The 22,295-nt window shown below is 52.3% G+C and carries 18 protein-coding genes and 1 other annotated feature; of the genes, 7 read left to right on the forward strand and 11 right to left on the reverse strand.

Annotated elements, in window-relative coordinates:
• Positions 1 to 7: 7 nt before the first annotated feature.
• From I2123_RS18495 to dnaX, 7 genes are all read right to left on the reverse strand, one after another.
• Positions 8 to 1,327 (reverse strand): inosine/guanosine kinase, encoded by a 1,320-nt coding sequence (locus tag I2123_RS18495; RefSeq protein WP_112168658.1) that lies wholly within the window; start codon positions 1,325 to 1,327, stop codon positions 8 to 10.
• Positions 1,328 to 1,365: 38 nt separating this feature from the next.
• Positions 1,366 to 2,328, reverse strand: coding sequence for a ferrochelatase (gene hemH, locus I2123_RS18500; protein WP_112168659.1), 963 nt, complete (start codon positions 2,326 to 2,328; stop codon positions 1,366 to 1,368).
• Positions 2,329 to 2,552: 224 nt separating this feature from the next.
• Positions 2,553 to 3,197 carry an adenylate kinase gene (adk, locus tag I2123_RS18505; protein WP_112168660.1) on the reverse strand — a complete coding sequence of 215 codons (645 nt, stop codon included), beginning with the start codon at positions 3,195 to 3,197 and terminating at the stop codon, positions 2,553 to 2,555.
• A 291-nt stretch (positions 3,198 to 3,488) separates the two neighbouring features.
• Positions 3,489 to 5,357, reverse strand: a complete 1,869-nt coding sequence (gene htpG / locus I2123_RS18510; protein WP_213052564.1) for a molecular chaperone HtpG — start codon at positions 5,355 to 5,357, stop codon at positions 3,489 to 3,491.
• Positions 5,358 to 5,530: 173 nt separating this feature from the next.
• Positions 5,531 to 6,136 (reverse strand): recombination mediator RecR, encoded by a 606-nt coding sequence (gene recR, locus I2123_RS18515; protein WP_112168662.1) that lies wholly within the window; start codon positions 6,134 to 6,136, stop codon positions 5,531 to 5,533.
• Complete coding sequence (locus tag I2123_RS18520; protein ID WP_112168663.1) at positions 6,136 to 6,465, reverse strand: YbaB/EbfC family nucleoid-associated protein; 330 nt, start codon at positions 6,463 to 6,465, stop codon at positions 6,136 to 6,138. The genes recR and I2123_RS18520 overlap by 1 nt, the downstream gene beginning before the upstream one ends.
• A 41-nt stretch (positions 6,466 to 6,506) precedes the next feature.
• A complete protein-coding gene (dnaX, locus tag I2123_RS18525) occupies positions 6,507 to 8,474 on the reverse strand; it encodes a DNA polymerase III subunit gamma/tau (RefSeq protein ID WP_213051227.1) in 1,968 nt (655 codons plus the stop codon).
• Positions 7,110 to 7,174: a sequence feature (DnaX frameshifting element), on the reverse strand. (Overlaps the previous gene by 65 nt.)
• A 321-nt stretch (positions 8,475 to 8,795) precedes the next feature.
• On the opposite strand from dnaX, the gene I2123_RS18530 reads away from it, so the two are divergent.
• Complete coding sequence (locus I2123_RS18530; RefSeq protein ID WP_213051228.1) at positions 8,796 to 10,859, forward strand: alpha-amylase; 2,064 nt, start codon at positions 8,796 to 8,798, stop codon at positions 10,857 to 10,859.
• A 47-nt stretch (positions 10,860 to 10,906) separates the two neighbouring features.
• Here the strand turns inward: I2123_RS18530 and apt are convergent, their stop codons facing one another.
• Together apt and I2123_RS18540 are read right to left on the reverse strand one after the other, a co-directional pair.
• Positions 10,907 to 11,458 carry an adenine phosphoribosyltransferase gene (apt, locus tag I2123_RS18535; protein ID WP_112168667.1) on the reverse strand — a complete coding sequence of 184 codons (552 nt, stop codon included), beginning with the start codon at positions 11,456 to 11,458 and terminating at the stop codon, positions 10,907 to 10,909.
• 184 nt (positions 11,459 to 11,642) lie between these two features.
• Positions 11,643 to 12,011, reverse strand: a complete 369-nt coding sequence (locus tag I2123_RS18540; protein ID WP_213051229.1) for a DUF454 family protein — start codon at positions 12,009 to 12,011, stop codon at positions 11,643 to 11,645.
• A 109-nt stretch (positions 12,012 to 12,120) separates the two neighbouring features.
• Here I2123_RS18540 and priC point away from each other — a divergent pair, with 109 nt between their 5' ends.
• Both priC and rsmS read left to right on the forward strand, forming a co-directional pair.
• Positions 12,121 to 12,657, forward strand: coding sequence for a primosomal replication protein PriC (gene priC, locus I2123_RS18545; protein WP_112168669.1), 537 nt, complete (start codon positions 12,121 to 12,123; stop codon positions 12,655 to 12,657).
• Between the two features lie 95 nt (positions 12,658 to 12,752).
• Positions 12,753 to 12,926, forward strand: a complete 174-nt coding sequence (gene rsmS / locus I2123_RS18550; protein ID WP_112168687.1) for a pleiotropic regulatory protein RsmS — start codon at positions 12,753 to 12,755, stop codon at positions 12,924 to 12,926.
• A 79-nt stretch (positions 12,927 to 13,005) separates the two neighbouring features.
• Here rsmS and mscK read toward each other — a convergent pair whose 3' ends face one another.
• Together mscK and acrR are read right to left on the reverse strand one after the other, a co-directional pair.
• Positions 13,006 to 16,401 (reverse strand): mechanosensitive channel MscK, encoded by a 3,396-nt coding sequence (mscK, locus tag I2123_RS18555; RefSeq protein ID WP_213051230.1) that lies wholly within the window; start codon positions 16,399 to 16,401, stop codon positions 13,006 to 13,008.
• A 169-nt stretch (positions 16,402 to 16,570) separates the two neighbouring features.
• Entirely contained in the window at positions 16,571 to 17,215 is a 645-nt protein-coding gene (gene acrR / locus I2123_RS18560; RefSeq protein WP_112168671.1) for a multidrug efflux transporter transcriptional repressor AcrR, read from the reverse strand.
• A gap of 141 nt (positions 17,216 to 17,356) precedes the next feature.
• On the opposite strand from acrR, the gene I2123_RS18565 reads away from it, so the two are divergent.
• The 4 genes from I2123_RS18565 to ykgO all read left to right on the forward strand — a co-directional run bounded on the left by I2123_RS18565 (position 17,357) and on the right by ykgO (position 22,239).
• Positions 17,357 to 18,532, forward strand: a complete 1,176-nt coding sequence (locus I2123_RS18565; protein ID WP_112168672.1) for an efflux RND transporter periplasmic adaptor subunit — start codon at positions 17,357 to 17,359, stop codon at positions 18,530 to 18,532.
• Positions 18,533 to 18,548: 16 nt separating this feature from the next.
• On the forward strand, positions 18,549 to 21,701 hold the full coding sequence (gene acrB, locus I2123_RS18570; RefSeq protein WP_112168673.1) for a multidrug efflux RND transporter permease subunit AcrB: 3,153 nt from the start codon (positions 18,549 to 18,551) through the stop codon (positions 21,699 to 21,701).
• A gap of 121 nt (positions 21,702 to 21,822) precedes the next feature.
• Positions 21,823 to 22,077 carry a type B 50S ribosomal protein L31 gene (locus I2123_RS18575; RefSeq protein WP_112168674.1) on the forward strand — a complete coding sequence of 85 codons (255 nt, stop codon included), beginning with the start codon at positions 21,823 to 21,825 and terminating at the stop codon, positions 22,075 to 22,077.
• A gap of 21 nt (positions 22,078 to 22,098) precedes the next feature.
• Positions 22,099 to 22,239, forward strand: coding sequence for a type B 50S ribosomal protein L36 (ykgO, locus tag I2123_RS18580; protein WP_015698299.1), 141 nt, complete (start codon positions 22,099 to 22,101; stop codon positions 22,237 to 22,239).
• The last annotated feature ends 56 nt before the right edge of the window (positions 22,240 to 22,295 follow it).

Consider the following 22,295-nt stretch of genomic DNA (forward strand, 5'->3'; position numbering starts at 1 on the left):
TTTTTACTCAACGTTCCCAGTAGCTTTCTTCGAGACTGTCTTCACGCTCAGGCAGGCCACGCGTCAGACGTGGTGAATGCTGATTCAGAACCTGATAGCTGACGCGGTTGGCATATTTACATACCTGCGCCAGCGACGAATACGTCAGGTATTCGCGGGAATGTTTACTGGAGTTCGGTACTGAGGTTCGGTGGAACCCGTTGGCAGCGATATCATGCAGCAGTGCGGAAAGCGCGCCGTCTCCGGCACCGTTGGTATTCATGATTTTTTCCGGCCCGCCCATGTAAGGCGCGATGTGGGAGAAAATCTTCAGTGGCTGCTCGCAGCATTCACGACGCATCGCACGGCTGAATTCGTACTGGTTGAATTCGGCAATCGCGCCCGGCAGCAGCGGATGCTGAGTGGTGCGTTTAAATTCTTCTTCGGTATAGCTCGCCATAAACAGACCGTTCGGTCCGGCGGTGCATAACACCAGATCGACCCATTCCAGCGCCTTGTCGGCGGCCATCAGCGGATCTTTCAGACCGGTAAGCGCAAAACCTTCGTCTTCATTCATCGCCAGAATCGACACGTGGTCGCGCAGAAAATCGCGCCATGCCTGCGGATCATCGGCGATCACATATTGCGTGCCCAATGTTAAGACCACCGGCACATGATATTTTTTCGCGTATTCAATGGCCTGCATCGTGGCCTGTGGGATCGGCTCGCCGGGTTTGCTGCGCAGCAAATACGAAGTCAGCAACAATGCTGAAGCGCCGGCAATCACGTCTTCCGGCACGCTTTCAGCTTTCAGGCCGTTCATCTTGCCCGGACTGATAGCAAAGGTGCGTTCACCGGTTTCACTGATCAGCGTAAAGCAGCGGCCAATTGCGCCGTCCACGCCCTGCAGGAAGTTGAGATCTACGCGACTGGAGGTGTTACACAGATAGCGGTAAGCGTAATCGCCAATCTTAACGTTATTACACATCACACCGAGCAGCACCGAACGGTCATCGGCCAGCACCGAGTAATTGTGCAGCGTATTACCGACGGTACCCCCGGCGAACTGATGGGTGATCAGCGCATTAAGCATCAGTTCCTGATAGAGCGCTTCCGACATTTCATCATCCAGAATGTTGGATTCGCCGGGCGTTAGCCCGTAACGGGCGACAAAATGTTCATCCACGCGCGCTTCAATATCCACCATCGTCTGGTCAATGCCGACGATGTAAGACGCGCCGCCTTCGGATTCCGGCTGCATCTCCTGCAGCATAGAATCACGCAATAAAGGGTCGCGCGCGCTGACCGGAAAATAGTGTTTGGACTTACGCTTACCAGGAAATTTCATTCGTTATTCTCGGGAAATTCAAAAAGCTCAGCCTTCTTTCAGAAGTGCTGAGTGACCAGTTGTTGCAGCAGATCGATATGCTCCGGCTGGTCGTTTAAGGCGTCAATATATTCGAAGCGTTCGCCGCCTGCATGAATAAAAATCTCACGGTTCTCTTCTTTGATCTCTTCCAGCGTCTCCAGGCAGTCTGAGGCAAAGCCAGGACAGATAATCTGTATGTACTTAACACCCTGCGCTGGCAGGCCCTTCAGCGTTTCGTCAGTGTACGGCGTCAGCCACGGTTCGCGACCAAAGCGCGACTGGAAGGTCAGCATGATTTTTCCGGTCGGCAGTTGCAGCGCGTCGGTCAGTGCCTGTGCGGTGTCACGGCAGCGCTGTTCGTAATCATCGCCTTCTGCCACAAAACGTTTCGGAATACCGTGGAACGACAAGACCAGACGGTCCGGCTCACCGTGCTGCGCAAAGGAGCGTTCAATACTGGCTTTCAGCGCGGAGATGTACGCCGGATGGGTGGCGTAATCGCGGATAAAACTTAGCGAAGGCAAGCGGCGCTGGGATTTCAGCACGCGCGCCACGCCGTCAAACACGGCGGCGCTGGTGGAACACGAATATTGCGGATACAGCGGCAGAACGACCATTTTGGTCACGCCCTGAGCCAGCAATTTTTCGATCGGATCTTTCATGCCAGGCTTACCGTAGCTCATTGCCAATTCAACTGGCGTGCCCGGCAGGCGTTCGGCCAGCGCTTTTTGCTGACGACGGCTGAAGACCATCAGCGGCGAGCCTTCTTCCATCCACACGGACTTATACAGTTTGGATACGCGCGGAGAACGCAGGGGCAAAATCACCAGATTAAGGATCGGCCACCACAGCAAACGCGGGGTGTCCACAACGCGGATATCACTCAAAAACTCACCCAGATACTTTCTCACGGCCTGCGGAGTCGGTGCTTCCGGCGTCCCGAGATTAACCAGAAGAACCCCGAATTTGGTCTGCGTCATGCTGAATATCCTAAATTGATGGCATTGAAGCCAGGGTGAAAAATATGGGCGCTTCCGTTTACGGTGATTCAGAAAGAGGCGCACGTCATTGTAACGAAAACAAAGACGATCGGAACAACGGTGGTGGCTATCAATGCGAATTGTGACTATTTTTGGCGGGGAATGGCTGAAAAACAAACGGGGCGACCGAAGTCACCCCGTTGGCTGAACAGATACAGTACGAATCAGCTTAAGATAGCCGCCAGTTCGTCACGCACGGCAGAAACCTGCTGGGTGCCGTCAATTTTGACGTACTTAGTATTGCCTGCTTCTGCTTCTTTACCGTAGTAGGACACCAATGGCTCAGTCAGCTCATGGTATTCCACCAGACGTTTACGCACGGTTTCTTCCTGATCATCTTTACGGGTGATCAGATCTTCGCCAGTTACATCGTCTTTACCTTCCACTTTTGGCGGATTGTACTGGATGTGATACACGCGGCCAGAGCCTGGGTGTACGCGGCGACCCACGATGCGATCCACGATCAGTTCGTCAGGCACGTCGAATTCAAGAACATAATCGACTTTGATACCCGCGTCTTTCATGGCATCAGCCTGCGGAATGGTGCGAGGGAAACCGTCTAACAGGAAACCGTTGCGGCAATCTTCCTGCTGAATACGTTCTTTCACCAGAGCGATAACCAGTTCATCCGTCACCAGTTTACCGGCGTCCATAATCTCTTTTGCTTTCTTGCCGAGTTCACTTCCGGCCTTCACAGCGGCGCGCAACATATCACCGGTAGAAATCTGTGGAATACCAAATTTCTCCATGATGAATTGAGCCTGAGTACCCTTACCTGCGCCCGGAGCGCCCAGCAGAATGATACGCATTGCGTAAATCCCCTTGCATGTAATTTTTATGAATCTCGAAAAACGGTCAACCATACCATTTTGAGCGCTTTTGCTCAAGGAACAACCCCAACGGGCACAAGGGTTAAGCGGCTGTCCTCCGGCGTTTTTACCCGAAAGGTTTGCAACAGCACAGCCAGACTCAGGCGGCCAAAACTGGAGCGTAAATCACGGCGTTCAGGCAATGGATTGAAGTGGAAGCGAAGCAAGGTTGATCAGATATAAAAAAGGGCCCCGTTCTCACGGTGCCCTTTACAATGTGACTTCAGCAAATTATGCCTGTAGCAGCGTATTCATACGACGGATGAACAGGTTTGGATCTTCCAGCGTGCCGCGTTCTGCGAACAGCGCCTGATCCAGCAGCAGTTCGATCCACTCGCTGAACTGTGCTTCGTCCGCCACGTCCGAAGCACGTTTCACCAGCGCATGCTCAGGGTTCAGCTCGAAGATATATTTCACTTCAGGCGCGTCCTGGCCGGCAGCCGCAAACAGTTTTGCCATCTGCGTGGTCATTTCATCCGCGCCGGTGGTGACGATGGCTGGAGTGTCGGTCAGACGATGCGTCAGACGCACTTCTTTCACGCGCTCACCCAGCAGCGATTTCACACGCTCAACGAACGGCTCCAGCGCTTTTTCCGCTTCTTTCTGCTCTTCGGTTTCTTCGTCGGCCAGTTTATCCAGTGACTCATCGGCTTTACTGACGGACTGGAAGACTTTGCCATCAAACTCGGTCAGATAGCTCATCATCCATTCGTCGATGCGGTCAGACAACAGCAGGACTTCAATGCCTTTTTTGCGGAACAGTTCCAGATGCGGACTGCTCTTCGCGGCGGCATAGCTGTCAGCGGTGATGTAATAAATCTTGTCCTGACCTTCCACCATGCTCGCAACATACTCTTCCAGCGACAGCGTTTGTTCGCTGGTATCGTTGCGGGTGCTGGCGAAACGCAGCAGTTTGGCGATCGTTTCTTTGTTCGCGCCGTCTTCTGCAGGGCCTTCTTTCAATACCAGACCAAACTGTTTCCAGAATTGCAGGTATTTTTCGTTGTCATCTTTCGCCAGTTTTTCCAGCATTTGCAGAACACGCTTGGTCAGCGCACTGCGCAAGTTCTGGGTAACGCGACTGTCCTGCAGAATTTCACGGGACACGTTCAGCGGCAGATCGTTGGAGTCGATCAGGCCACGCACAAAGCGCAGGTAGTTCGGCATGAACTGCTCGGCTTCGTCCATGATGAACACGCGCTGTACGTACAGTTTCAGGCCGTGTTTGTGATCGCGATTCCACATATCCCATGGCGCCTGAGAAGGGATATACAGCAGGCTGGTGTATTCCTGCTTACCTTCAACGCGGTTATGGCTCCAGCTCAGCGGATCGCTGAAATCATGGGAGATATGTTTATAAAATTCGACGTATTCTTCGTCACTGACTTCGGCTTTGCCACGGGTCCACAAAGCCTGAGCCTTGTTGATTTGTTCCCATGTGACAGTGCCGTCTTCTTCGTTGCGGGTTTCCACTTCAACCGGCAGCGCAATGTGGTCTGAATATTTGCTGATGATGGAGCGCACGCGCCAGTCATCCAGAAACTCGTCCTGATCTTCACGCAGATGCAGGGTGATTTCAGTCCCGCGGTCGGCTTTCTCGATATCGGCCAAGGTGTATTCACCTTCACCGGCAGACTCCCAGAACACGCCTTCTTCAGCACTGGCACCGGCTGCACGGGTGCGCACGGTCACTTTGTCCGCCACGATAAAGGCAGAGTAGAAACCGACGCCGAACTGGCCGATCAGCTGGCTGTCTTTCGCCTGCTCAGAACCGACAGACTGGAGGAACGCTTTGGTGCCGGATTTCGCGATAGTCCCGAGGTTGTCGATGACTTCATCGCGGGTCATGCCGATACCATTGTCGCTCAGCGTCAGGGTGCGTTTTTCTTTATCAAATGCCAGACGCACGTGCAGTTCGCCGTCGCCTTCATACAGCTCAGGGGTGGACAGCGCGCGAAAGCGCAGTTTGTCAGCCGCATCGGAAGCGTTGGAGATCAACTCACGCAGGAAAATTTCTTTGTTTGAATACAGAGAATGGATCATCAGATGAAGAAGTTGTTTTACTTCAGACTGGAATCCGCGTGTCTCTTGTCCTTTCATACTCATCAAATTACCTCAATCCAGATACTGTTATTGACCAAATCAGACGTTGAGGAATAAGTGGGGTTAGGGACGTGGTTTTTCAAGCATACGAAGAAATTTTTAAGAAGAAATGTACAAGGGAACGGCAGAAAGTAAATCGGGTGCGGTAATCAGCACCCGATCTATAACAGTCAGAACTTGAAGGGATTCCGCCCGGCGAGAGAGTGTGACAGCGTGGTGCCATCAACCATATCCAGCTCACCGCCCACCGGCACACCGTGCGCGATGCGGCTCGCCAGGACGCCGTACTGGCCGCACATCTCAGCGATGTAGTTGGCGGTGGCTTCACCTTCAACCGTCGGGTTAGTCGCAAGGATGACTTCCTGAATGCTTTCACTTTCAAGACGCTCCTCCATCCGGCCCAGACCAATGTCGTCCGGCCCGATGCCATCGAGTGGAGACAGGTGGCCCATCAGCACAAAATAGCGACCTGAGAACTGACCGGTTTGTTCTATCGCGTGAATGTCTGCCGGACTTTCTACCACGCAAATCTGTCCGTTCTCTTTACGCCGAGGATTGGCGCAGATCGTACAGATTTCCTGCTCGGTAAAAGTACGGCAATCGGCACAATGGCCTATCTCAGACATGGCGCGCGTTAACGACTGCGCCAGCCGCATTCCACCGCTGCGATCGCGCTGCAGAAGTTGGAATGCCATACGCTGCGCTGACTTCGGGCCAACGCCCGGCAGACAACGCAACGCCTCCATTAAAGATTCAAGGAGAGGGCTGGTTTGCATCAGAACGGCATCTTAAAGCCTGGTGGCAATTGCATTCCGCCAGAGATAGCCTCTGTTTTTTGCTTGCGCACTTCGTCGATACGACGTGCAGCATCATTGAATGCCGCCGCGACCAAATCTTCCAGCATGTCTTTGTCGTCTTCAAACAAAGTCGGATCAATGACAACACGACGAACGTTATGCTCGCCGTTGATGGTGATTTTTACCAGACCAGCGCCAGACTCGCCGGTGACTTCCAACGCAGCAATTTCAGCCTGAACTTGTTGCATTTTTTCCTGCATTTGTTGGGCCTGTTTCATCAGGTTACCAATGCCGCCTTTTCCAAACATAAGCTTTCTCTCCATAGAGCCGCGACGATGCGGCGTTTGATTTAAATTGGGCGAATACTTTCTTCATCCAGTTCGGCGTCAAAGAACCGACGCAGAGTCTGGATGTTATTATCCGCAATAATCGACTGACGCGCCTGCGCCAGCTTTTCTTCGTAAATAGTTTGTCGCCATTCAAGCGGCGTTTTCACCGCCAGATTATCGTCTTCCAAAACGGTGAGTTCAACCGTTCTCTGATGCAGTGTCGATAAAGCCTCAGCGAGCACTTTCTGTGCCGATGGCGAATTCAGATGCTTTTGCGATGAACGCAGATGCAGGCAAATTTTGCCCGGTTCCGGCTGTTCACGGTACGCATTCAGTGCCAGTTGCTGTACCAGTTTCGGAATGGCTAACTGGCTAATTTCTGCCGCCCATTCATCACGTTCAATGGCCTCTTCTGCCAGGCGGGAGACCAGTTCTGGTGATTTTTCATGTTCCAGCGCTGTCCGCAATGCTTTCGGCGTCGCGACCGGTTCCAGGGACTCCTGCGGTTCAGTCAGCGCTTTCCAGCGATACGCTTCTTCTTTTACCGGCGCTACGGGTTCTTTCTTCACGCTGGCCAATGTCTGCGCACGTTCAGTCACCGAGGCGAGACGCTCCAGTGCTGAGTTTGCCGGCCGCGCTTTTCCTGGCGCTGCCGGCTCAGCTTTTTTTGGGGTGGTACTCCCCTGCTGCCTGAGTAATTGTGTTCGCGCCTGCAACAGCTGGGCTGTGGAATCCGGCATGGATGCGGGTTCGGCGTTGCCGTGCGGCGGCGGTGAATCATTGTTGTACTGCTGCGGTGACGACGGCTGTGGCTGCGCGGGCGCAGTGCGCGGTACATGACTTGCCGGTGCCTGGGCGACGGGTGCAGCGACCGGCTGCGGAACCGGCTCAGCAATAATGACTTTCGGGTGGAATGCCAGTGCACGCAGCAACGTCATTTCGACACCCATACGCTTGTCCGGCGCATACGCCAGCTCTTTACGGCCAATCAATAATGTCTGGTAGTAGAGCTGAACATCCACAGGCGGGATCACCCGCGCCAGTTCACGTAAACGTTGTTCGATGGCGGCGTAATGGTTGTCGAGCACCGAGGGCAACAGCTGAACCATCGCTATGCGGTGCAACAATGACAGCGTTTCTACCAGAAGATTTTCCCAGTCCACCCCGCGCGACGCAGCCTGTTCGACCTGCGCCATCATCTGACCTCCGTCGGCGCTGACCAGCGCCTCGAGCATCGCCAGCGGCTGTTCGTCATCGAGGGTACCAAGCATTTGCGCCACCGTTTCGGTGGTGACCGCGCCCTGACCCATCGCGATCGCCTGATCGGTGAGACTCAGCGCATCACGCATGCTGCCGTCGGCTGCACGGGAAAGCAGCTGAAGTGCACGCGGCTCAGTAGCAATGGTTTCCTGGGTTAATACGTTTTCGAGCTGTTTGCGGATTTGCTCCGGATCCAGAGCTTTCAGGTGAAACTGCAAACAACGCGATAAAATCGTGACGGGTAATTTCTGCGGGTCTGTTGTCGCCAGCAGAAATTTGACGTGCGCGGGCGGCTCTTCCAGCGTTTTCAACAACGCATTGAAGCTGTGACGCGAGAGCATGTGCACTTCGTCAATTAGATAAACTTTGAAGCGACCGCGCGCCGGTGCGTACTGGACGTTATCGAGCAACTCGCGGGTATCTTCGACTTTGGTACGGGACGCGGCATCGATTTCAATCAGGTCGACGAAACGGCCCTGCTCGATCTCACGGCAATTATCACACACGCCACAGGGCGTGGAGGTGATGCCGGTTTCGCAGTTAAGCCCTTTCGCCAGCAGACGGGCAATGGTGGTTTTCCCCACACCGCGGGTACCGGAAAACAGGTAGGCATGATGAATGCGCCCGAGCGACAGGCCATTAGCCAGTGCGGTCAGCACATGTTCCTGTCCGACGACGTCGGCAAAAGTTTGGGGGCGCCACTTACGGGCAAGAACCTGATAGCTCATTAGTACTTCATCGTTGATTTATAATGAATAATTTGACGATACACGAAAAAACATCGTTTAACCCGTCTTTCTGCGCTGGTCTGCGTAACGGAGACTGAAGACTCAGCATAATGATGCCGGAGCCAGACTACCACTACTTAGTGTATCAGCAGGGTCGCTATCATTCCTATTACTTTACTTTTTGCGGGCTGCGCCGCAGGTTCTCCCCCTTCTTCCTCCTCCTGAGATTTTCCCTGCAAGGATGAGGGCGAATCTGGCGTGAGGATTACACTGTTTTCATCTCTGCCAAAAGAATGCTTCCTGCCACGCGTAAGGAGAGCCATGAAACGCCTGACACTGCCTCTGTTATTGTTGATTTCCCCCGCCTCGCAGGCGAACTGGTCGCTGCAAGGCTTCCCCGACTTTTCTGAGACGTCTTCAGGAATTCTCACCACGCACGCCACTTTGCCAAAAGGCCAGCGCTCGCTTGAACTTCTTCAGGATAATCAATGCTGGCAGCCTGCCGATGACGTGAAACTTAACGTCATGCTCTCGCTGCAACCGTGCGCGAGCAAAGCGCCGGTGAACTGGCGGCAATTTCGTGCCGGCGATTATCAGGTACGGATCGATACCCGCAGCGGAACGCCGACCCTTCAGCTGAGTCTTAATACCACGCCGGAAACGGTCGCTGAAGTGACGAAAACCTGCCCGCGCTGGAATGGAAAACCGCTTTCTGTGGACGTCTCTTCGACGTTTTCCGAAGGTGAAGTCGTACGGGATTTTTACTCCGGTCAGGAAGCAAAGGTGTTCAAAGGACATATACAGATAATGCCCGATCCCGCCAGTGGCGGTTTACTGCTGCTTGAATCCGCTGCAAGTAAACCCGTCACCCCTTTTAGCTGGCAAAACGCCACGGTGTATTTCGTACTGACCGACCGTTTTGAGAACGGTAATCCTGCCAACGATCACAGCTATGGGCGCCACAGCGACGGGTTACAAGAAATCGGCACCTTCCACGGCGGCGATCTGGCTGGCCTGACTAATAAACTGGATTATTTGCAACAACTGGGAGTCAACGCTCTGTGGTTAAGCTCACCGCTGGAGCAGATCCACGGCTGGGTCGGGGGTGGCACCAAAGGCGATTTTCCGCATTATGCTTATCACGGCTATTACACCCTCGACTGGACAAAACTCGATGCCAATATGGGCACTGCCGAAGAATTGCATCGATTGGTAACAGAAGCACACAAACGTGGGATCCGCATTCTGTTTGACGTGGTAGTCAATCACACGGGCTACGCCACGCTGGCCGACATGCAAACCTTCCAGTTCGGATCGCTGTATCTGAAAGGCGATGAGATAGAAAAGACGCTGGGTAAAAACTGGACCGACTGGGCACCTCGCCCCGGTCAGAACTGGCACAGTTTTAACGATTATATTAATTTCGGCGACAAGAACGGCTGGAGTAAGTGGTGGGGAAAAAAATGGATCCGCACCGATATCGGCGATTACGACTCGCCGGGGTATGACGATCTCACCATGTCGCTGGCTTTTCTCCCTGATATCAAAACCGAATCTAAAGACATCAGCGGGTTACCAATTTTTTACCGTCATAAACCTGACACCGCCGCGAAAGACATTCCCGGCGCAACGCCGCGTAACTATCTGGTGACATGGCTCAGTCAGTGGGTCCGAGAGTACGGCATTGACGGGTTCCGCGTTGATACCGCTAAACATGTTGAAAAGCCGACGCTGGCGTTGCTGAAAGCACGTTCTGTCGACGCGCTGAAAGAGTGGAAAGCGGCCAATCCTGAGCTGGCACTAGACGATGCACCGTTCTGGATGACCGGCGAAGCCTGGGGTCATGGTGTGATGAAAAGTGATTATTACGACAATGGTTTCGATGCGATGATCAACTTTGATTTTCAGGATCAGGCTGCTGCCGCGCTGAGTTGCTTCGCCGGCATCGATGCGACTTATCAGCAAATGGCAGAAAAAATGCAGGACTTCAACGTGCTGAGCTATCTATCTTCACATGACACCCGGCTGTTTTTCGACGCTGACGCGAAAGGCGCACTGCCTTTACAGCGGCGGGCAGCAGATTTGCTGCTGCTGGCACCCGGCGCAGTGCAGATTTATTACGGCGATGAAAGCGGGCGCGCGTTTGGCCCGACGGGATCGGACCCTTTGCAGGGGACGCGTTCTGACATGAACTGGAATGAGCTCAGTGGAGCGAAGCAGACCCTGCTGACGCACTGGCAAAAACTGGGGAAATTCAGGCAACAACACGTTGCTCTCGGCGCAGGCGTTCAGACATCGCAGCACACGCCAGACTATTACGCATTTAGCCGCAAAAAAGGTGACGATAAAGTGATGGTAGTGTGGGCGGGAGAGTCGGAGAAATAGCAGTGAATAAATGGCCTCGCGATAAAAGCGAGGCCATTTAACAGTCATCAATGCCCGTCGAAAGAAACCAGACTGTAGCAGTTGATGTTCAGGGAGTTCAGGCGTTTTTCTCCGCCCAGTTCCGGCAGGTTGATGATGAAAGCGGCATCGGTCACTTCTCCCCCCAGACGGCGGATCAGTTTCGCAGTGGCTTCAATAGTGCCGCCCGTTGCCAGCAGATCGTCGATCACCAGAATTTTTTCGCCCGGCTGGATCGCATCAACGTGGATTTCCAGGCTGTCAGTGCCGTATTCCAGATCGTAGGTTTCGCTGATGGTTTCACGCGGTAATTTGCCCGGTTTGCGCACGGGAACAAAACCCACGCCCAGAACCAATGCTACCGGGGCGCCGAACAGGAAACCGCGAGCTTCGGTGCCGACCACTTTGGTCACACCGGCATCGCGATAACGATCGGCCAATAATTTAATGCTTTCAGCGTAAGCTTTCGGGTCTTCCAGCAAACTGGTGACGTCGCGGAACAGTATGCCTGGCTTAGGATAGTCAGGGATGGTTTTGATACTGTCTTTAATTAACTGAAGCTGCTGTGCGGTAGCGGTCATAATGTCATTGCCTGATATAGCTGCTGTTCATACTTAAACGCGGGCGGTCAAATGTCCCCCGTCATGCCTGATATAAAGCATGTCGTCTAAGGAAGGAAATTGGGAGCGCACCGACGTACGAGATGCCCAAATCTATGCAAAGCCGCTTTAAAAAGCAACCCGCAGCCGGACATGATCACCTTTTTTATTGCTCAAGGTCAACCACTGGTAGTCGCCACATCATTATCAGCAACATAAACATCATGCAGAGCAATAAAATACGAACCCATAATAACGGGACGAAATAGATTGAGACGGCGAACGTCACCAGGATCAGCGCCACCGCTTTCGGTTTTGCCCCTTTTGGTAATGCGCGATGCTGCTGCCAGTGGCGAAGATAACTGCCGAACCAGGAACGGTGCAGTAGCCAGTGGTGAAAACGCGGCGACGAGCGTGCAAAGCACCAGGCAGCCAGCAGTAGAAAGGGTGTTGTCGGCAACAGTGGCAGCACAACACCCAGCGTCGCCAGCATCACGCAAATCCAGCCAAGAATGATCAGTAGTACGCGTTTCATTCAATTCCTTTTAATTCGGATAAACCACGGCAAGTATTCCTCTGGCCAGTGTAAACTGACGCAGCAACACTGTCATATTTGCCGGACGCGTCATCAATGGAGATTTCCCGTGAGCACAGAACGAATTTTACATGTCCTTGATCAGCAGATTGAAACACTGTCGCGGGAAATTGAACCGATTGGACACGTCTCCGCCACGCAGGCGCGGTTTGATATCGCCTTATTCTCCACTAAAGGCACACGTCTGCGGGATTATCTGGCAGAGATAAAAAATAATTTGCGTCAGCTCAATCAGGAAGTGGTGGAAAAGCGCTCTGCGCAGGTGGCATTTATCGCTGAAAGGCTGGTGGCGCAAATCACCGCCATGCAGCGTGAGCTCGCCACCCAAACGCTGCGCAAAACGCATCAGACGCCGGAGCGTAAAAGCCATGATAACTACACCAGACTGGCGGAAACGCAGCAGTTTGAGCGTCGGCTGATCGCCATGATTGAAGACCGGGAAACCACACTCGGGCAACTGGCGACGTTCAGCGATCAGCAGCGGGTACAGAAGGAACTGGCCGCGTTAGAAGGACGGCTTATGCGTTGTCGTCAGGCGCTGGCGAAAATTGAAAGACAGATTGAACGGCAGGAAAAAGGTTTTTGAATCTTTATCACATTTTTTGAATCCGGCATGCTTCGTTGACCTTTTCTTATCTATAATGATAAGTCCAAAACCTGCTAATTATAATGTTGGCCAATATGTCAGTAGAAAATGCGCCTCCCGAACTTCAGCTTGCTGTTGATCTGATTTACCTGCTCGAGTGCAACGAGATTGCGCCTGAAACCGCCCTTGCCGCACTGGAAATTGTGCAGCGCGATTATCAGGAAAAGCTGAAAAGCAGCAAAAGTTCGCTTTCCATCAGTTATCTGTAAGCTCGCCAGCCTGCGTTAATGGCTGCCGGAGGAAATATCAGGGGATTTCATCGTTTTCCCCTGATGTGCAAAACCACCCTCAGCCTTGTGTCACCGCATCCGGCTCATCTCCTGGCTGTCTCAGCACCCGCTTCACTTCCTGAACTTCACTTCCATCCTGATTATGCAGATACACTTCCAGCTGATTGAAGGCGATATTGATATCGTTCTCGCGGCAGAGTTTATCAATGCTGCGGTTAAGTTCATCGACGGTGTAACTGCGGTCTCCCAGCTCCCGGACATACACACGCAGTTCGTGATCCAGCGTGCTTGCGCCGAAATTGAGGAAGAAGACCAGCGGCGAAGGATCGTTCATCACCCGCGGATTTTCATGCGCCGCCTGCAATAAAATCTCTTTCACTTTGTCGAGATCCGAACCATACGCCACGCCAATTTTAATCAGCACGCGGGTCACGGTATCTGTCAGCGACCAGTTGATCAGCCGCTCAGTCACGAAAGCTTTATTAGGAATGATCACTTCTTTGCGATCGAAATCGGTGATGGTCGTGGCACGAATGCGGATGCGGCTGACCGTGCCGGAGAATGAGCCGATGGTGACGGTATCGCCGATACGCACCGGGCGCTCAAACAGGATAATCAGACCCGACACGAAGTTGGCGAAGATCTCCTGCAGGCCGAACCCAAGCCCGACCGACAGCGCGGCCACCAGCCACTGAAGTTTATCCCATGAAACGCCCAGCGATCCGAGCGCGGTCACGGCTCCGATCACGGTGATCGAATAGGTGAGGATGGTGGTGATGGCATACGACGTTCCCTGCCGCAGCTGCAGCCGCGAGAGAACCACAACTTCCAGTAATCCCGGTAAATTACGCGTGAGTACATAGGCCACGATCACCGCCAGAAAACCGAGGAGTAAATTCCCCAGCGTGACAGTTTGCTGCGTCACCGTGCCCGCCACGGTGCCGGAGTAATGCCACAGCGAAATGCTGTCGAGATAGGAAATCACCGTCAGCAGATCCGACCAAATCCAGTAGAACACTGTCGCGAAAATAAAGAACAGCCCCATGGTGGTCAGGCGCAGCGATTGCTGGTTAATCTGATCCAACCCCAGTGGCGGCTCTTCGACTGGCTCGCTGCCTTCCACACCCTCTTTGGTGGCCGCCGTTTGACGTCGTGCCAGCGCACGCCGGTAGGCCAGACGCCTGGCTGCCACGCTCAGTCCACGCAGCGCGGTAAGGTAGGTGATATTCCAGAAAATTAGCAGATACAGGCTGTCAATCCAGCGCCCGGCCAGTCGCAGCGTGGTGTAGAAATAACCGGTAACCATCAGACCAATCAGGAACACGGGAGCCAGCGCAATGGCGGTAACCACCACCAGTCGAATACTGTGCGAATCTTTTTCGCGCCAGCCATCGCGCGCAATCGGGAAAACCAGCACGGTCAGCGCGGTGAGTGTCAGTAAAATCACCACCTGCCCGATAATGTCATCCACCAGCCCGAGCGGCGCTTTTTCACCCCGCACCGACCAGAAGATCAGCGGCAGCATCACCAGACTCAGGCGGATCACCGAACGGCGATAATGCGCGCAAGTGGTCGCCGGTGTATTGAAGTGGCGTTCGTTGATGCCACCCGGCTTGAGAATACGGAAGCAGAACCCCATCACCAGCTGGAAAACGGCCAGCCGCTGAGACAGTGTCCATAAAAAGTCGCTAAGTTCGATATCACACTGCGAGAACCAGTAGCCAACGCCCAGCATCAGTAAAACGCCCGGCAGAACGTTGAGTACCATCAGCAACAAAGCCTGCGGCGTGTGCAGCTGGCTGTCGCGCTTGAGCTGCCCGACGTCATTGCTCAGGCTTTCAATCCGCTGATTGATGTATTTTTTGCGCCACAGCAGCAACAGAATCACCACCAGCAGCGGGACAGTCACGGGTAAGGAACGCACAGCCCCAAGCATCAGCTCGCCACGGGGAAGATTGATACTCAGGCTGCTCAGCTGGCTTTTGACGTCATCAGGCAGGGATTTAATGAAATCCCAGTTCATCGGTTTATTACTGCTCACCCAGAAAATCTGCTGAGTCAGCGTTTCGGTCAGCGACTGGTTGATGCTCTGCAACTGCTGCTGGTTGATCTGCAAATTGATGGCCAGCGACAGCTGATTTCCCAGCTGCTTATTCAGTTGATCGAGTAACTCCCGGCGCATATCCACAATCTGATCCAGCGCGTCACTGATGTCATCATTAATCGTTTCTTTGCTGTTGGTGACAACACTCTGGATGTAGCTGTCACCCTGGAATAAAGCATCGCGCTGCTGATTAATGGTGAATTGATCAAGGCGGAGATCAGCAATCCGCGCGCTCATATCGGTGATAAGGCCGGAAGGCGGAATGGTATTTTGCTGCTGCTGATACAAAATGCGTGACAGCAGCAGGCTGCCTTTTAGCACGGTGATCTGTTCTTTAAGATCATGCTCTGACTGCGCCGAGCGATCTAACCAGTTTTTCACCGTGATGTTTTTCTGCACCAGCTGATTGCCCTCTTCTGTCGCGGCGATCAGGCGTTCACTTAGTTTGCGGTTGATGCCCAGTTCCTGCGCCACCAGCGGATCATTCTGGATATTGGACGTGTCGTCCGGGGTCTGCGCTTCTTTTGCCGTGCGCTCGGAGAGGATCAGGCGTTTGCCGTTCACCACTTCCTGCAACAACTGGGCGGTATGTTCCAGCTGATTGATATGGGCGTTGGTGTAATCACGCTGTTTTTGCAGTAAATCCTGTAGCGTGGTGTTGGCTTCCAGGCTTTTGCGTTGTAAATCGATTTGCGCATTCAGCAACGATTGCTGGGTCACCAGCATGGTTTGCTGAGTGTTGCGTAAATCCTGCTGCCCCGGCGACATTCCATTGAGCTCATTACGGATTTTCTGAATACTCAGAGAATAGGTATACATCGCGTTCTGCACGCGTTCCGGCTGAGTTTGTAGCGAAATTAACTGCGTGTTGAATGTCGAGAGGTCTTCCTGTGAGGACTGAAGATCGTCGAGGGTATCATTGAGGCGATTTTCCAGCTGACGCAGGGAAAGCGCAGAAAGCTGGGCTTTATTGGCGTCGTCTTTGGCGCTGTTTTTTAGTTGATCAAGCCCGTCTATTGACGCGCGCAGTTTTTGTGGTGCTTCGGTGACCTGCTGGTGCAGCTGCGTGGCGTCCTGTTTGACGCGATCGAGCGCATCAAGGTACTCCAGCGTGTGGATTAAATCCTGTTGCGACAGTTTATCGACCGGCGTGAGATTTTTCTGCCGGTTAAAGGTATCGAGCTGGTTTTGCACTTCATTACGGGTCGGGACATCGTTACTGCCCGCGTAAGAAGAAAGAGAGACAAGTAAAAGTGCGAGGCATATCACGAGTGTATAAATTCGTAATATCCCATTTTTTTTCAGGGTTAACATGTTGTCAGAAGGTACGGCCAGAAACCGGTTAAACATACGTGAGCTTCAACTCATTTACCGAATGAATAGTATGGTGACGACAATAGCAGCCTTCAGGCTTAAAGAAAGCGGAAAAGCGTTTCTGAATACAACATGCAATTGTTTATTTTATCTGCACAATGCCCCATAAACATTGCAGGCTTATTGTTTTTGTCTGGGAATATTATTAAGACTTTGGAGCGGCAGAAAGGAAGGAAGAATGGCGGAGCATATCGATGTAAGTGTCAACAAACCTCCCAGCATTAGCTTCTAAATCAAAGCTTTCAGGGATGAATAACCAGTTTTCCATCAGGCCGGTCAGATAGGCGCGCAGAATAATAGCTGCCTGACGGGTATCGAGAGTGGCGGGCAATTGTTTTTCTTCAATACATCGCAGCAGAATACGCTCGATTTTCCCGTACCCTTCCATATATAGCGATTTTCGCGCTTCATGGACGGATGACATCTCCCCAACAAATTCACATTTATGGAATATAATCTCCATCAGTGCTTTACGCTGTGTATCAGTGACCGTGGAAACAAGAATGTAAATTAGGATTTCACGTAAAATACGCAGTGGATTATTAGGAAACTTTGTCTGATACTCTACTTCGAGCACTTTTACCCGGGATTCGTAGGCTTCCCAGATCGCATTAAAAAGTTCTACTTTGTTTCTGAAATGCCAATAAATTGCGCCCCGCGTCACACCGGCTGCATTTGCAATATCAGTCAGTGATGTCGACGATACCCCACGGGCCGAGAACTCTCTCACAGCAGCATCCAGTATCTGCTGTCTGGTTTCCAGCGCCTGTGATTTGGTTTTTCGTGCCATAGGTTTATCTTTCAGGGGAGTTTGATTTACATACATTCTTGAATGTATGTAACATAGCACGCAGATACTATAAGCGCAGCAATGGATTTGGAATGTTGTGATCCATTGGACAATTTGAAATCGGACACTTGAGGTTTATTTATGAACAAAAACAGAGGGTTAACGCCTCTGGCGGTAGTTCTGATGCTATCCGGAAGCATAGCACTTACAGGATGTAACGATAAAGAAGCTCAACAAGGTGCGCCACATGCTCCGCAGGTTGGCGTCGTTACCCTGAAAACTGAACCGCTGAATGTGACTACCGAACTTCCTGGTCGTACTGCTGCTTTCCGCATCGCTGAAGTACGTCCGCAGGTTGGCGGCATCATTCTGAAACGCAACTTCGTTGAAGGCAGTGAAATCAAAGCCGGGACCTCTTTATATCAAATTGATCCAGCCACTTATCAGGCCGCGTATGACAGCGCTAAAGGCGATCTGGTAAAAGCTCAGGCCAACGCACAAATTTCCCGCGTGACCGTGAATCGCTACAAACCACTGCTTGGCACTAACTACATCAGTAAGCAGGATTACGACACTGCTGTCGCTACCGCTGCCCAGGCTGATGCCGCCGTGGTGAGTTCGAAAGCTGCCGTTGAAACAGCGCGCATCAATCTCGCTTACACCAAGGTCACCTCACCTATCAGCGGACGTATCGGTATTTCGTCTGTGACTGAAGGTGCGCTGGTGTCGAACGGTCAGGCGACTGCATTGGCAACCGTGCAACAACTCGATCCTATCTACGTTGACGTGACTCAGTCGAGTAACGATTTCCTGCGTCTGAAACAGGAACTGGCTGACGGTTCCCTGAAACAAGCCAACGGTAAAGCACAAGTCAAACTGCTGATGGACAACGGTAAGGAATATTCACAGGCGGGTACATTAGAATTCTCTGATGTGACGGTTGATGAAACCACCGGCTCTATTACGTTACGCGCCATCTTCCCGAATCCAAATGACTCACTGCTGCCAGGAATGTTTGTGCGCGCACGTCTGGATGAAGGGGTTAATAACGACGCTCTGCTGGTTCCTCAGCAAGGTATCACCCGTAACCCACGTGGTGATGCAACGGCTATGGTTGTTGGCGCTGACAATAAAGTTGAGCTTCGTACCGTCACCACAACGCAAGCTATCGGCGACAAATGGGTCGTGACTGATGGCCTGAAAAGTGGCGATAAGATCATCGTGACAGGTCTGCAAAAAATTAAGCCAGGCGTACAGGTTACTGCACAGGAAGTTGATCAAAAAGCAGCTGCATCCGATACAGCGACGAAGTCTTAATAGGAGCCGGTAATTCATGGCTAAGTTTTTTATAGATCGTCCCATCTTTGCATGGGTGATCGCCATCATCATCATGTTGGCAGGGGCATTGGCGATACTTCAATTGCCTATCGCACAGTATCCAACGGTTGCGCCACCAGCTATCCAGCTGACCGCAACTTATCCGGGCGCCGATGCGCAGACGGTACAGGATACGGTAACCCAGGTTATTGAACAGAACATGAACGGTATCGACAACATGATGTACATGTCGTCGACCAGTGACTCTTCAGGTACTGTCCAGATCACCATCACATTTGCTTCCGGTACCGATGCGGATATCGCACAGGTTCAGGTTCAGAACAAACTGCAGCTGGCGACACCGTTGCTGCCGCAGGAAGTTCAGCAACAAGGTATCTCCGTTGAGAAATCGAGCAGCAGCTTCCTGATGGTCGCGGGCTTTATCTCGAATAACGGAACCATGACGCAGGATGATATCGCCGACTACGTAGGGTCTAACATTAAAGACCCGGTCAGCCGTACTTCAGGTGTGGGTGACGTTCAGCTGTTTGGTGCTCAGTACGCGATGCGTATCTGGATGGATCCGAACAAACTGAACAACTTCCAGATGACACCGGTCGATGTCATCAATGCGATTAAAATTCAGAACAACCAGATTGCAGCAGGTCAGCTCGGTGGTACACCTCCGGTTCCTGGTCAGCAACTGAACTCCTCTATCGTGGCGCAGACCCGTCTGAAGTCCGCTGATGAGTTCGGTAAAATCATTCTGAAAGTCAATCAGGACGGCTCTCAGGTTCGCCTGAAAGACGTAGCTAAAATCGTACTGGGTGGTGAAAACTACGACGTTATCGCTCGCTTCAACGGACAACCGGCATCAGGTTTGGGTATCAAACTGGCTACCGGTGCGAACGCCCTTGATACGGCGGCATCAGTAAAAGCAACACTGGCTAAACTTCAACCGTTCTTCCCGGCGGGCTTAGAAGTTGTTTACCCGTATGACACCACACCGTTCGTTAAAATTTCGATCAAAGAAGTAGGTAAAACGCTGTTCGAGGCCATCGTCCTGGTATTCCTGGTCATGTTCTTGTTCCTGCAAAACTTCCGCGCGACACTTATCCCAACGATTGCCGTTCCGGTAGTATTGCTCGGTACGTTTGCCGTACTTTCTGCATTTGGCTATTCGATAAACACCCTCACGATGTTCGGGATGGTGCTCGCGATAGGCTTGCTCGTCGATGACGCCATCGTCGTCGTCGAGAACGTTGAACGCGTGATGGTCGAAGAAGGGCTGCCACCGAAAGAAGCCACCAAGAAATCCATGGAGCAGATCCAGGGCGCACTGGTGGGTATTGCGATGGTGCTGTCAGCAGTATTCATCCCAATGGCCTTCTTTGGCGGTTCGACCGGTGTTATCTACCGTCAGTTCTCCATCACCATCGTTTCTGCCATGGTGCTGTCAGTTCTGGTGGCGATGATCCTGACGCCAGCCCTCTGTGCGACCATGTTGAAACCGATCGCCAAGGGTGAGCATCACGAGAAGAAAGGCTTCTTCGGTTGGTTTAACAAGAAATTTGAGCAAAGTACGCACCACTACACCGACAGCGTAGGTAATATTCTGCGCAGCACCGGTCGTTATCTGGTGATTTACCTGCTGATTGTTGTTGGCATGGCATTCCTGTTTATCCGCCTGCCAACCTCCTTCCTGCCGGAAGAAGACCAGGGTGTATTCCTGACCATGGCGCAGTTGCCAGCAGGTGCAACTCAGGAACGTACGCAGAAAGTGCTCGATGAAGTCAGTAACTACTATCTGACCAAAGAAAAAGCCAACGTGAACTCCGTGTTTACCGTTAACGGTTTCGGCTTTGCTGGTCGTGGTCAGAACACCGGTATCGCGTTCGTCAGTCTGAAAGACTGGTCTGAACGTAGCGGCGCTGAAAACAAAGTTCCTGCAATTGCAGGCCGCGCGATGGGCGCTTTCAGCACCATTAAAGATGCAATGGTGTTCCCGTTCAACTTACCGGCCATTGTTGAGTTAGGTACGGCGACGGGCTTCGACTTCCAGCTGATTGATCAGGCTAACCTTGGGCATGACAAACTGACGCAGGCACGTAACCAGTTACTGGGCATGATTGCTCAGCACCCGGACTTGCTGACTCAGGTCCGTCCAAACGGTCTGGAAGATACGCCACAGTTTAAAATCGAAATTGATCAGGAAAAAGCAACGGCTCTTGGCGTTTCTATTTCCGATATCAACACCACGTTAGGTGCATCGATTGGTGGTAGCTACGTCAACGACTTCATCGACCGCGGTCGTGTGAAGAAAGTTTACGTGCAGGCTGAAAATAAGTACCGTATGTTGCCTTCAGACATCAACAATCTGTATGTCCGCGGCAGCGCGGGTCAGATGGTGCCGTTCTCCGCGTTCTCAAGCGCGAAATGGGAATACGGCTCACCTCGTCTGGAACGTTACAACGGTCTGCCTTCAATGGAAATTCTGGGTCAGCCGGCACCGGGCAAGAGTAGTGGTGATGCGATGGCGATGATGGAGTCTCTGGCTTCCAAACTCCCAAGCGGCATCGGCTATGACTGGACGGGTCTGTCTTATCAGGAACGTTTGTCAGGCAACCAGGCTCCGGCTCTATATGCTATCTCGCTGATCGTAGTATTCCTGTGTCTGGCAGCGTTGTATGAGAGCTGGTCGATACCGTTCTCCGTTATGCTGGTTGTGCCACTCGGGGTTGTCGGTGCGCTTCTGGCGGCAACGATGCGTGGTCTGAGTAACGACGTTTACTTCCAGGTGGGTCTGTTAACCACCATCGGGCTGTCAGCGAAGAACGCCATATTAATTGTCGAATTCGCCAAAGATCTGATGGATAAAGAAGGTAAAGGGCTGATTGAATCGACGCTGGAAGCAGTCCGTATGCGTCTGCGTCCGATTCTGATGACCTCACTTGCCTTCATCCTCGGTGTTATGCCGCTGGTTATCAGCTCCGGTGCTGGTTCCGGTTCTCAGAACGCCGTAGGTACCGGCGTTATGGGCGGGATGATCACCGCAACGCTGTTGGCGATCTTCTTTGTTCCGGTCTTCTTCGTGGTGGTTCGTCGCCGCTTCGGTAAGAAGAACCAGGATATTGAACACACGCATAAAGTAGAGCATCCGACGTTATAACCGGATCCCCTACCCTGACGAAAGGCCGCTTATGCGGCCTTTTTTTTCGTCTGAACCTTGAACATGAAGTAAGATAGGTGCATAATTATTGTTATAGTATAACATAACATTTAGAGGCATTATGAAACCTGCTATCCATCCCGCTTATCGCACCGTCGTATTTCACGACACCAGCGCTAACGAATACTTTAAAGTCGGTTCCACTATTTCCACTGACCGCACCATTGAACTGGAAGGCGTGACCTTCCCTTACATCACCATTGAAGTGTCTTCCGCCTCACATCCCTATTACACCGGCAAGCAGAAAGAGTACTCAAAAGAAGGCAGCACCGCGCGCTTCAACCAGCGTTTCGGCAGCTTCCTCGGTAAGAAATAAACAGCATCAGGGAGATGTAGTATGCAGGTTCTGAGTTCATTACGTTCGGCGAAAAAACGCCACCCGGATTGCCGCGTTGTCCGCCGTAAAGGCAGAATTTATGTGATTTGCAAAAGTAATCCGCGCTTTAAAGCCGTTCAGGGTAAGAAGAAAAAACGTTAAGCAATTTTTCTTCATCGCCTCACTGTGGCAAAAAAAACAAAAGCCCCGTCGCTTGC

Source organism: Rahnella inusitata (assembly GCF_018288855.1).
Taxonomy (GTDB): Bacteria; Pseudomonadota; Gammaproteobacteria; order Enterobacterales; family Enterobacteriaceae; genus Rahnella; species Rahnella inusitata.

Bases quoted from the DNA above. Each gene is read 5' to 3' on its own strand.
- adk (WP_112168660.1), bottom strand. From the start codon at position 3,197: ATGCGTATCATTCTGCTGGGCGCTCCGGGCGCAGGTAAGGGTACTCAG.
- I2123_RS18575 (WP_112168674.1), top strand. From the start codon at position 21,823: ATGAAACCTGCTATCCATCCCGCTTATCGCACCGTCGTATTTCACGAC.
- apt (WP_112168667.1), bottom strand. From the start codon at position 11,458: ATGACCGCTACCGCACAGCAGCTTCAGTTAATTAAAGACAGTATCAAA.
- htpG (WP_213052564.1), bottom strand. From the start codon at position 5,357: ATGAAAGGACAAGAGACACGCGGATTCCAGTCTGAAGTAAAACAACTT.
- acrR (WP_112168671.1), bottom strand. From the start codon at position 17,215: ATGGCACGAAAAACCAAATCACAGGCGCTGGAAACCAGACAGCAGATA.
- I2123_RS18520 (WP_112168663.1), bottom strand. From the start codon at position 6,465: ATGTTTGGAAAAGGCGGCATTGGTAACCTGATGAAACAGGCCCAACAA.
- I2123_RS18540 (WP_213051229.1), bottom strand. From the start codon at position 12,011: ATGAAACGCGTACTACTGATCATTCTTGGCTGGATTTGCGTGATGCTG.
- I2123_RS18495 (WP_112168658.1), bottom strand. From the start codon at position 1,327: ATGAAATTTCCTGGTAAGCGTAAGTCCAAACACTATTTTCCGGTCAGC.
- hemH (WP_112168659.1), bottom strand. From the start codon at position 2,328: ATGACGCAGACCAAATTCGGGGTTCTTCTGGTTAATCTCGGGACGCCG.
- I2123_RS18530 (WP_213051228.1), top strand. From the start codon at position 8,796: ATGAAACGCCTGACACTGCCTCTGTTATTGTTGATTTCCCCCGCCTCG.
- dnaX (WP_213051227.1), bottom strand. From the start codon at position 8,474: ATGAGCTATCAGGTTCTTGCCCGTAAGTGGCGCCCCCAAACTTTTGCC.
- recR (WP_112168662.1), bottom strand. From the start codon at position 6,136: ATGCAAACCAGCCCTCTCCTTGAATCTTTAATGGAGGCGTTGCGTTGT.
- rsmS (WP_112168687.1), top strand. From the start codon at position 12,753: ATGTCAGTAGAAAATGCGCCTCCCGAACTTCAGCTTGCTGTTGATCTG.
- acrB (WP_112168673.1), top strand. From the start codon at position 18,549: ATGGCTAAGTTTTTTATAGATCGTCCCATCTTTGCATGGGTGATCGCC.
- ykgO (WP_015698299.1), top strand. From the start codon at position 22,099: ATGCAGGTTCTGAGTTCATTACGTTCGGCGAAAAAACGCCACCCGGAT.
- mscK (WP_213051230.1), bottom strand. From the start codon at position 16,401: ATGTTTAACCGGTTTCTGGCCGTACCTTCTGACAACATGTTAACCCTG.
- I2123_RS18565 (WP_112168672.1), top strand. From the start codon at position 17,357: ATGAACAAAAACAGAGGGTTAACGCCTCTGGCGGTAGTTCTGATGCTA.